Genomic DNA, 8,720 nt, shown 5'->3' on the forward strand with positions numbered 1-8,720 from the left:
GCGCCCTGCACGACGTTCAGCCCGACGCCGCCGCAGCCGACGACGAGGACGCTGGTGCCCGGCTCGACCCGGGCGACGTTGAGGACGGCGCCGACGCCGACCGCGCGGGCATGGGCTCCGGCGCGAACAACACCGCCCGCTACATCGGCGCGGCGCTCGGCATCGCGATCGTCGGCGCCATCGCCACCGGGCAGGGCACCGGGCCGTCCGCGCTCGCGCACGGCGCGAACGCGGCGATGCTCGCGTCCGCCGCCGTCGCCGCGCTGGGCGCCGCCCTGGCCTTCGCGATCCCCGACCGCAGCGCCTGACGCGACCGCACCGCCTGACGCGGGCCGGCGCGCCCGCCGGGGCTCAGGCAGGTCCCGCGGGGCTCAGGCGAGTTCCTCGATGAAGGCGGCGAGCTGGGTCAGGTTGCGGCACTCGTACATCGGCATCAGCTCGCCGTAGCGGGACGCGGCGGAGTCGCCGGTATCCCACGCGGAGCGCGGCTCGGGATTGAGCCAGTAGGCGTGCCGCGCCCGGTCGGCCATGGCCCGGAGCCGCGGCAGGGACAGCTCGCCGTAGTTGGAGCGGGCGTCCCCGAGGACGAGCAGCGAGGTCTTCGAGGTGATCGCGTCGGCGTACCGGTCCTCGAACACCTTGATCGCGTGGCCGTAGTTGGAGCGCCCGGTGATCCACACGAGGTCGGCCTCGGCGGCCATCCGCGCCATCGCGTCCACGACGTCCGCGCCGGGCGCGAAGTACTTGGTGATCTCGTCGGTGGCGTCGATGAACGCGAACGCGCGGACCTTGCTGAACTGCTCCCGCAGCGCGAACGTCAGCAGCAGCGTGAAGTGCGCGAACGCCGACACCGAGTCGCTGGCGTCGCACAGGATGACGAGCTCGGGCTTGTGCGGGCGGCGCGGCCGGTGGTGGGTGGTGAGCGGCACCCCGCCGCTCGCCAGCGACGAGCGGACCGTCCGGCGGAAGTCGAGCCTGCCGCGCCGGCCGTGCCGCTGCTTCTGGACGAGCCGCGCCGCGAGCCTGCGCGCCAGCGGCTGCACCTCGCGCCGCAGCGCCGCCATCTCGGCGCGCCCGGCGGAGGCGAAGTCGAGCCGCTCCAGGGACGGCCGGACGGCGAGCCGCGCGGTCCGATCGACGCCGGTGTCCTCGGCGATGCGGCGCCGGACCTCGCTCGCGACGAGGTCCTCGAAGCGGGCGATGCGGTCGCGGAACGTCCGGCGCGCGACCCGCTCGGCCATCCCGCCGCGCTCCTCGCCGTTGAGGACGGCGTTCAGCAGGCCCGCCATGAGCGTCTCCGGCGACATCGCGCGCAGCACGCCGGAGGAGAACCACGACTCCTGGCCGGGGGTCTGCCCGTACTCGGCGACGGCCGTGCGGGCGAACTGCCGGAGCCCGGCGTCGTCCCCGGACAGCAGCAGCTCGGCGAGGCGCTCCCGGCGGGCCTGCACCTCGGGGTCCAGCGCGGACGGGACGGGCCGCCCGTCCTCGCCGAGCGTCCTCGCGGGGCGGCCGGAGTCCTCCGCGGCCCCGGCGCCGTCCCCCACGGCGGCGGGGAACCACAGGTCGAACAGCGTGTCGAAGGTCGGGCGGTGCGCCGGGCGCTTGACCACGGTGGCGGCGTAGGCGGCCCGCAGCGAGCCGCGGTCGAGCAGGTCCACGTGCTGCATGGCGCGCACCGCGTCCAGGCCCTCGGCGACCGACACCGGGAGCCCGGCCCGGCGCAGCGCGGCGACGAAGCCGGTGTGCCGGTCCACGAGCGAGGCCACGCTACCCCCTCAGGCCGAGTTCCCTGGCGGCGCGCTCCTGGTCGGAGGCGTGCTTGAGGACGACGCCGAGGGTCCGCGCGACGGCGGCCTCGTCCAGCTCGTCCAGGCCGAGGGCGAGCAGGGTGCGGGCCCAGTCGACGGTCTCGGCGATCGACGGCGCCTTCTTGACCTCCAGCGCCCGCAGCGTCCCGACGGTGCGGACGAGCTGCTCGGCGAGCTCCGCCTCGATGCCGGGCACCTGCGCGAGCACGATGTCGCGCTCGCGCTCCGGCGCCGGGTAGTCCAGGTGCAGGTAGAGGCAGCGGCGCTTGAGCGCCTCCGACAGCTCCCGCGCCGCGTTCGAGGTGATCACGACGAAGGGGCGGCGGACGGCGCTGACCGTCCCGAGCTCGGGGATCGTCACCTGGAAGTCCGACAGGACCTCCAGCAGCATGCCCTCCACCTCGACGTCGGCCTTGTCGGCCTCGTCGATGAGCAGGACGGTCGGGTCGGCGCGCCGGATCGCGGCCAGCAGCGGCCGCTCCAGCAGGAACTCCTCGGAGAAGATGTCGTCGTGGGTCTCCTGCCAGGCCCGGTCCGACGGCGCGGCCTGGATGGCGAGGAGCTGCTTCTTGTAGTTGAACTCGTACAGCGCCCGGGCCTCGTCCAGGCCCTCGTAGCACTGGAGGCGGATCAGCTCGGCGCCGGTGGCCGCCGCGACGGCCTTGGCGAGCTGCGTCTTGCCGACCCCGGCCGGGCCCTCCACGAGGAGCGGCTTGCCCAGCGCCTGCGCGAGGAACACGGTCGTGGCGATCGCCTCGTCCGCCAGGTAATGGACCCCCGCGAGCCTGCGCTCGACGTCGGCGGGCGAGGCGAACTCCCCGCCGGTGCCCTGGATCTCGTCCGAGACGGTCATGCCTTCGCTTCCATCCGCCGCGCCCCCATATCCGCGCCCCTCATCTCCGCGCCGCCGTCCGGCGCTCTCATGTGCGCGCCTTCGTCCGCGCCTTCGTGTACGTCTGGTTGGTGCCGGCGAACAGCAGCTTGGAGTTGCCGTCGCTCAGCGTGACGCCCCAGTAGGACGCGGTCTTCGGATCGCCGCCCTGCCAGGAGAAGCGGTACTTGCCGTTCCCCTCGGGGATGGCGGTGCCGCTCCACAGCTTCTGGCGGTCGCGGACCCAGACGCCGGTGCCGTCCGCCTTGAACTGGAAGTAGTCCTTGGCCGTGCCGACCCACCGCCCGACGAGCGGCTTGACGTCGGCGGCCGCCACCGTGGGCAGCGGGGCGAGCGAGGTCGGCGCGGCGGACGCGCCGGTCTCCTTCTTCTCCCCGCTCCCGCAGCCCGCGAGGGCGAGCGCGGCGACCGCCGCGCAGGCGACGAGCAGGGACGAGCGGGCCCGCACACTCACGTGTTCCTCCGGGAGGTCTGGGGGACGAAGCGGCAGTTTACCGGCGGTCCGCCTCCGACCCGGGGAGCGGGACGTCAGACCTGCGGGGGATCCCGTCTTTCCTCCCCAGGAGGGTGGCCGACGACGGTCCCCGCTGCCTATAACCGAGACATGACGATCCCACGCCTCCCCCGCGACGACCTGACGGCGGCCCTGGCGGCCCGGCGCGAGCTCGGGCCCGACTACGACGAGGCCTTCATCGAGACGGTGGTCGACCGGATCGAGGAGACCCTGCAAGCCCGCACGGCGCCCGAGCCCGCGCCGCGCCGCCGCCCGCGGGCGCCGCGGGCGGCGGCGGGCGAGCGCGACCACAGCCTGGCGATGGCCGTGCTCTCGCTGCTCGCCGCCATCCCGCTCAGCGCGATCGGGGTGGTGAACGCCGGGCTGCCCGGACTGATGTTCGTCCTCACGGCGATCGTGCTGGTGAACGTCACCTACACGTTCCGCCCCCGGCGGGGCTGACGCCCCGCGCGGGAACGGCCTCCGCCGCACGGCGGTCCCGCTCGCCCGGGCCGCCTACTTCCCCGGCTCGGGATCGCGGGGCAGCCCGAGGAGCCGCTCGCCGATGATGTTGAGCTGCACCTCGGTGGTGCCGCCGTAGATCGTCATGGCCCGGCTGAACAGCATCGCCCGCGCGACGATGCCGCTCTCGGCCATCGGCACCTCCGTCGCGGCCGCCGCGCCCTGCGCCGCCCAGCAGTAGTCGGCGACGTCCTGGTTGAACTGGACGCCGAGCAGCTTGCGGACGCTCGCCTCGGCGCCCGGCTCCACGCCGTTCAGCTGCTTCAGCGTGGTCCGCAGCCCGAGCAGGTCGATCGACTGGCCCTGGGCGACGAGCCGGCCCACCTCGGCCGCCGCGACCGCGTCCGGCTCGCGGTCCTTGAAGAACGCGAGCAGCTCGGGCACGCCCATGCCCATGCCACCGCCGGTGGACAGCGACACCCGCTCGTTGGACAGCGTGTTGCGGGCGACCTGCCAGCCCTTGTCGACCTCGCCGACCACGCAGTCGTCCGGGACGAACACCCCGTCGAGGAACACCTCGTTGAAGATGGCCTCGCCGGTCAGCTCCTTCAGCGGGCGGACGTCCACGCCCTCGGACTTCATGTCCACGAGGAAGTAGGTGATGCCGTCGTGCTTGGGCGCGTCAGGGTTGGTGCGGGCGATGCAGAAGCCCCACTGGGCGAACTGCGCGACCGACGTCCAGATCTTCTGCCCGGTGAGCCTCCAGCCGCCCTCGACGCGCTCAGCCTTCATCGACAGCGAGGCGAGGTCGGAGCCCGCGCCGGGCTCGGAGAACAGCTGGCACCACACCATCTGCCCGCGCAGCGTCGGCCGCAGGAAGCGCTCCTTCTGCTCCTCCGTCCCGTACCGGACGAGGGAGGGCACCAACCACGCGCCGATCACGAGGTTCGGCGGCTTGACCTTCGCGGCCCGCAGCTCCTGCTGGATGAGGATCTGCTCGACCGGGCCGGCGCCCCGCCCCCACGGCTCGGGGAAGTGCGGGACCGTCCAGCCCTCGTCGCCCATCCTGGTGTTGCGCTCGTGCTTGTCCTCGATCGCGGCCAGCTCGGCGATCTCGGCGCGGATCCGCTCGCGCAGCGGCCCGGTGTCCTCGTCGAGCTCCAGCTCGACCTCGCGGCGGCCCCCGGCCAGCGCCAGCTCGGCGGTCCTGGCCGCCCAGGTCTTGGCCGGGCCGAGCAGCGCGCGCAGCGTCAGCGCGCGGCGCAGGTAGACGTGGGCGTCGTGCTCCCAGGTGAAGCCGATGCCGCCGAGGATCTGGATGGCGTCCCGGGCCGTCTGCACGCCCGCGTCCCCGGCGACCACCGCGGCGACGGCGGCCGCGAACCCGGCTTCCTCGGCGCCCTCGTCCAGCGCGCGGGCGGCGTCCCAGGCGGCGGCGCGGGCCTGCTCCAGCGCGATCAGCATCCGGGCGGCCTTGTGCTTGACGCCCTGGAACTGCCCGATCGGGCGGCCGAACTGCTCGCGGACCTTGGCGTACTCGGACGCGGTGGTGACCAGCCAGCCCGCGAGGCCCGCCGCCTCGGCGCCGAACAGCGCGGCGGCGAGGTCGCGGACCCGCCCGGTGGTGAGCCCGTCCAGGACCCGGTCGGCGGCGACGGACACGCCGGACGCCTCGACGGCGGCGACGCGGCGGACCCGGTCCAGGCTCGCGACGGGCGTGACGGCGAGGTCGGCCGCGTCCACCGCGACCCACTCCTCGCCGTCCCCGGTCCTGACCGGCAGCAGGACCACGTCGGCGAGCGCGGCGCCGAGCACCGTCGCGGCCCTGCCGGAGACGGTGAGCGCGTCGCCGTCGCGCTCGCCGGTCAGCTCGCCGTCCAGCGCGACGGCGGCCGTGGTGGAGCCGTCCGCGAGGCCGGGCAGCAGCGCGGCGCGCGCCTTGGCGTTGCTGGAGGCGTCCACCGCCGCGCTGGCGAGCACGGTCGGCAGGAACGGGCCGGGGGCGGCGGCGCGGCCCAGCTCCTCCAGCACGACGGCCAGCTCCAGCAGCCCGTAGCCCTGCCCGCCGTGCTCCTCCGCGAGGTGCAGGCCGAGCAGGCCCTGCTCCGCGAGGCCCGGCCAGAACGGGGGCCTGGTCTCCTCGTCCGCCTCCAGGGCGGCCCGTACGACCGTCGCCGGAATGTTGCGCTCGGTGAACCCCCGCACCGAGTCGGCGAGCGCCTCGTGCTCCTCGGTCAGCCCGATGGCCATGCGTAACCCTCTCTCAGACCCGTATTGACAGCGATTCTAGAACAGGATTCGGGTCGAGGGGAGTCCGCCGCGCCGTCCGGCGCCGGTTCGTGCCGCGCCGTTTCTACCGGCCGGCCGGGCCGTCGCCCGCCGATTCCGTCGCGGCACCGGCCGCGGCACCGGCCGCGGCACCGGCCGCGGCCCCGTCCTCGGCGTCCCGGTCCCGCCGGGCGGCGTGCCGCGGGCCGGCCGCGAGGCTGGCGACGGTGGTGGCGGCGAGGGTGCCCGCGATCACCGCGAGGGACAGCCAGATCGGCACGTCCGGCGCCCACGCGACACCGTACTCGTGCATCGCGTGCAGGATCAGCTTGACCCCGATGAAGCCGAGGATGAACGCCAGCCCGTGCCCGAGGTAGACGAGCCGGTCGGTGAGGCCGCCCAGCAGGAAGTAGAGCTGGACGAGGCCCATCAGCGCGAACGCGTTGGCGGTGAACACCAGGTAGGGCTCGGTGGTCAGCCCGAAGATCGCCGGGATCGAGTCGAGCGCGAACAGCACGTCCGTGGACCCGATGGCGATCATGACGAGCAGCAGCGGGGTGACCATGCGGCGGCCGTCCCGCCGGGTGGTGAAGCGGGTGCCGTCGTACTCCTCGGACGTCGGGATGACGCGCTTGGCCCACCGCAGCAGCGCGTTCTCCTTGAACTCGTCCTCGTCGCCGCCGCGGACGAGCCCCCAGGCGGTCCAGAGCAGGAACGCGCCGAAGATGAAGAAGACCCAGGTGAACGTGGCGATGGCCGCCGCGCCGACCGCGATGAACACGCCGCGCAGCACCAGCGCGATCACGATGCCCGCCATCAGCACAGTGTGCTGGGCGTGCTTGGGCACGGCGAACCGCGTCAGGATCACCATGAACACGAAGAGGTTGTCGACGCTGAGGCTCTTCTCGGTGACGAAGCCGCCGAAGTACTGGGCGGCGTGCTCACCTCCGGAGAACGCCCAGACGCCGAGGCCGAACGCGACCGCGAGCCCGATGTAGACCACCGACCAGAACGCGGCCCGGCGCGTGGTGAACTCGCGCGTGTCGTTGCGGTGGATGAGGAAGAGGTCGACCGCGATGACGGTCAGGATCCCTGCGAGGGTCAGGGCCCAGACCCATGGCGAGACGGACATGACGTGACACACCTCCGGCGGACAGAGTTGAGCGCCGGAGGTCTCTCCCGCCCGATCGAGCAGGGCCGCGGATCCCGGGCCGGTACGGACCGGCCGTGCTGACGAGAACCGTGCGCGGGGATACTCCCCTCCATTACCTACAAGAACGCCGGTCGCCACCTGGGCGTTCCAGGATGGGCGAACTTTTTTGCCCCCTTCGCGAACCGGACCGCCCGACACGGCGTCTAAGGTCCGATCACCGCCCGCTCGCGCGGCGCCTCGGGGCGGGTCAGGCGCGGCGGGCGGCGGCGATCAGGCCGGTGTAGAGGTCCGCGAGCTGCTCGACGGCGTCGTCCTCGCCGGGGAGCCGCTCGGCCCGCCGCGCGGCGGCCTCGCCGAGTCGCAGCGCCAGCGCCGGGTCGTCCAGGACGCGGCCCACCGCATGCGCGAGGGCTTCGGCGTCTCCGGCGGGCACGAGCAGCGCCGCGTCGCCCTCCGGCTCCGGCGACTCCGCGTCCCGGCGTTCGGCGCCGACCATTCCGGGGATCCCGCCGACCCGGGTCGCGACCAGCGGGCGCCCGGCCCGCAGGATCTCCTGGACGATCAGCGGCTGCCCCTCCCACACGCTCGGGACGACCGCCACGTCGGCGGCGGCCAGCAGCGCCGGGACGTCGGAGCGGGCGCCCAGCAGCCGGACGGGCAGGTCCTCGGCCTCGATCCGGTCCCGCAGCGCGCCCTCCAGGGGCCCGTCACCCGCGATGGCGACGAGCGGCGGCGGGACGCGGCCCGTCCAGGACGCGGCGGCGTCCAGCAGCGTCGGCAGGCCCTTCTGGTCGGCGAGCCGCCCCACGGTGAGGACCAGCGGGCGGTCCCCCACGCCGAGTTCCGCGCGGACACCGTCGCGGTCGGCGGGCTCCGGCCGCGCCGCGGCGGCCGGGGCGGGGACGAGCGCGTGCCCGACCGACCGGGCGCCGAGCTCGCGCATCCGGTCCTCCAGGTCCGGCGAGACGCCGAGGACCATGGTCGCGCCGCGCGCCACGACCCGTTCGAGGCCCCCGTAGACCGCGGCGGTCCGCCCTCCGGCGATGACGGCGTTGTGCAGCGTGACGACCAGCGGCGGCCCGCCGCGCGAGAACCGCAGCGGTCCCGGCGCGACGCTGGCGCAGGCCGCGACGGCGAGGGCCCCGGCCCGCAGCCCGTGCGCGTGGACGACGTCGGCGTCGCGCAGCAGCCCCCGCAGCCGCGCGACCGCCTTCGCGTCGCTCACCGGGCGGGGCCGGTCGGCGAGGTCGACCTCCGCGAACCGGATCCCGCGGCCCGCGAACCCGAACCGCTCCTCCGTGGACGCGGGCCCGCACACCAGCACCCGCGCGCCGCGAGCGGCGAGCCCCGCCGCGACCGATCGCACATGCCGTCCGACCCCGCCCGCGCTGGTTCCGAGCACGAGCGCGACCCGCACCCCGTCCGCCCCCCGCCGGGTGCCGGGTGCCGGGTCTTCGGGAGGCGGGGTGTCAGGCATGGCGGGCGACCTTCCGGCTGAGGACGGCCCGCAGGTCACGGCCGTCGATCATGAACGTGACGAGGGCGAACACCAGCGCGGCGGCGAGCGCGGCGAGCGCGCCGGTGCCGAGGGTGCGGAGCTGCCCGCCGGTGCCGAGCGCCGCGGCGACCGCGTACCCGGCG

The 8,720-nt window shown here is 74.8% G+C and carries 7 protein-coding genes and 1 pseudogene; 2 read left to right on the forward strand and 6 right to left on the reverse strand.

The window, feature by feature from the left end:
- Positions 1 to 308 (forward strand): annotated as a pseudogene (locus E1300_RS51950) (hypothetical protein); the annotation flags it as partial.
- A gap of 63 nt (positions 309 to 371) precedes the next feature.
- Here the strand turns inward: E1300_RS51950 and E1300_RS44735 are convergent.
- The 3 genes from E1300_RS44735 to E1300_RS44745 form a co-directional block, all read right to left on the reverse strand.
- Positions 372 to 1,769 carry a vWA domain-containing protein gene (locus tag E1300_RS44735; RefSeq protein WP_131763352.1) on the reverse strand — a complete coding sequence of 466 codons (1,398 nt, stop codon included), beginning with the start codon at positions 1,767 to 1,769 and terminating at the stop codon, positions 372 to 374.
- 1 nt (position 1,770) lies between these two features.
- On the reverse strand, positions 1,771 to 2,664 hold the full coding sequence (locus E1300_RS44740) for an AAA family ATPase (protein WP_131763353.1): 894 nt from the start codon (positions 2,662 to 2,664) through the stop codon (positions 1,771 to 1,773).
- Between the two features lie 67 nt (positions 2,665 to 2,731).
- Positions 2,732 to 3,157: a hypothetical protein gene (locus E1300_RS44745; protein WP_242619797.1), complete on the reverse strand. Its 426-nt coding sequence runs from the start codon at positions 3,155 to 3,157 to the stop codon at positions 2,732 to 2,734.
- A 150-nt stretch (positions 3,158 to 3,307) separates the two neighbouring features.
- Between E1300_RS44745 and E1300_RS44750 the strand changes: the two genes are divergently transcribed.
- A complete protein-coding gene (locus E1300_RS44750; RefSeq protein WP_131763354.1) occupies positions 3,308 to 3,658 on the forward strand; it encodes a hypothetical protein in 351 nt (116 codons plus the stop codon).
- Between the two features lie 54 nt (positions 3,659 to 3,712).
- Here the strand turns inward: E1300_RS44750 and E1300_RS44755 are convergent, their stop codons facing one another.
- From E1300_RS44755 to E1300_RS44765, 3 genes are all read right to left on the reverse strand, one after another.
- Positions 3,713 to 5,908, reverse strand: a complete 2,196-nt coding sequence (locus E1300_RS44755) for an acyl-CoA dehydrogenase family protein (RefSeq protein ID WP_131763355.1) — start codon at positions 5,906 to 5,908, stop codon at positions 3,713 to 3,715.
- 103 nt (positions 5,909 to 6,011) lie between these two features.
- On the reverse strand, positions 6,012 to 7,058 hold the full coding sequence (locus E1300_RS44760) for a TerC family protein (RefSeq protein WP_131763356.1): 1,047 nt from the start codon (positions 7,056 to 7,058) through the stop codon (positions 6,012 to 6,014).
- A 268-nt stretch (positions 7,059 to 7,326) separates the two neighbouring features.
- Positions 7,327 to 8,556, reverse strand: a complete 1,230-nt coding sequence (locus E1300_RS44765) for a glycosyltransferase family 4 protein (RefSeq protein WP_207400332.1) — start codon at positions 8,554 to 8,556, stop codon at positions 7,327 to 7,329.
- Between the last annotated feature and the right edge of the window lie 164 nt (positions 8,557 to 8,720).

Origin of the sequence: Actinomadura fibrosa (genome assembly GCF_900659615.1) — a bacterium.
Lineage (GTDB): Bacteria > Actinomycetota > Actinomycetes > Streptosporangiales > Streptosporangiaceae > Spirillospora > Spirillospora fibrosa.

Excerpts from the sequence above, each read along its gene's own strand:
- E1300_RS44740 (WP_131763353.1), bottom strand. The coding sequence starts at position 2,664 with ATGACCGTCTCGGACGAGATCCAGGGCACCGGCGGGGAGTTCGCCTCG.
- E1300_RS44750 (WP_131763354.1), top strand. The coding sequence starts at position 3,308 with ATGACGATCCCACGCCTCCCCCGCGACGACCTGACGGCGGCCCTGGCG.
- E1300_RS44755 (WP_131763355.1), bottom strand. The coding sequence starts at position 5,908 with ATGGCCATCGGGCTGACCGAGGAGCACGAGGCGCTCGCCGACTCGGTG.
- E1300_RS44760 (WP_131763356.1), bottom strand. The coding sequence starts at position 7,058 with ATGTCCGTCTCGCCATGGGTCTGGGCCCTGACCCTCGCAGGGATCCTG.
- E1300_RS44765 (WP_207400332.1), bottom strand. The coding sequence starts at position 8,556 with ATGCCTGACACCCCGCCTCCCGAAGACCCGGCACCCGGCACCCGGCGG.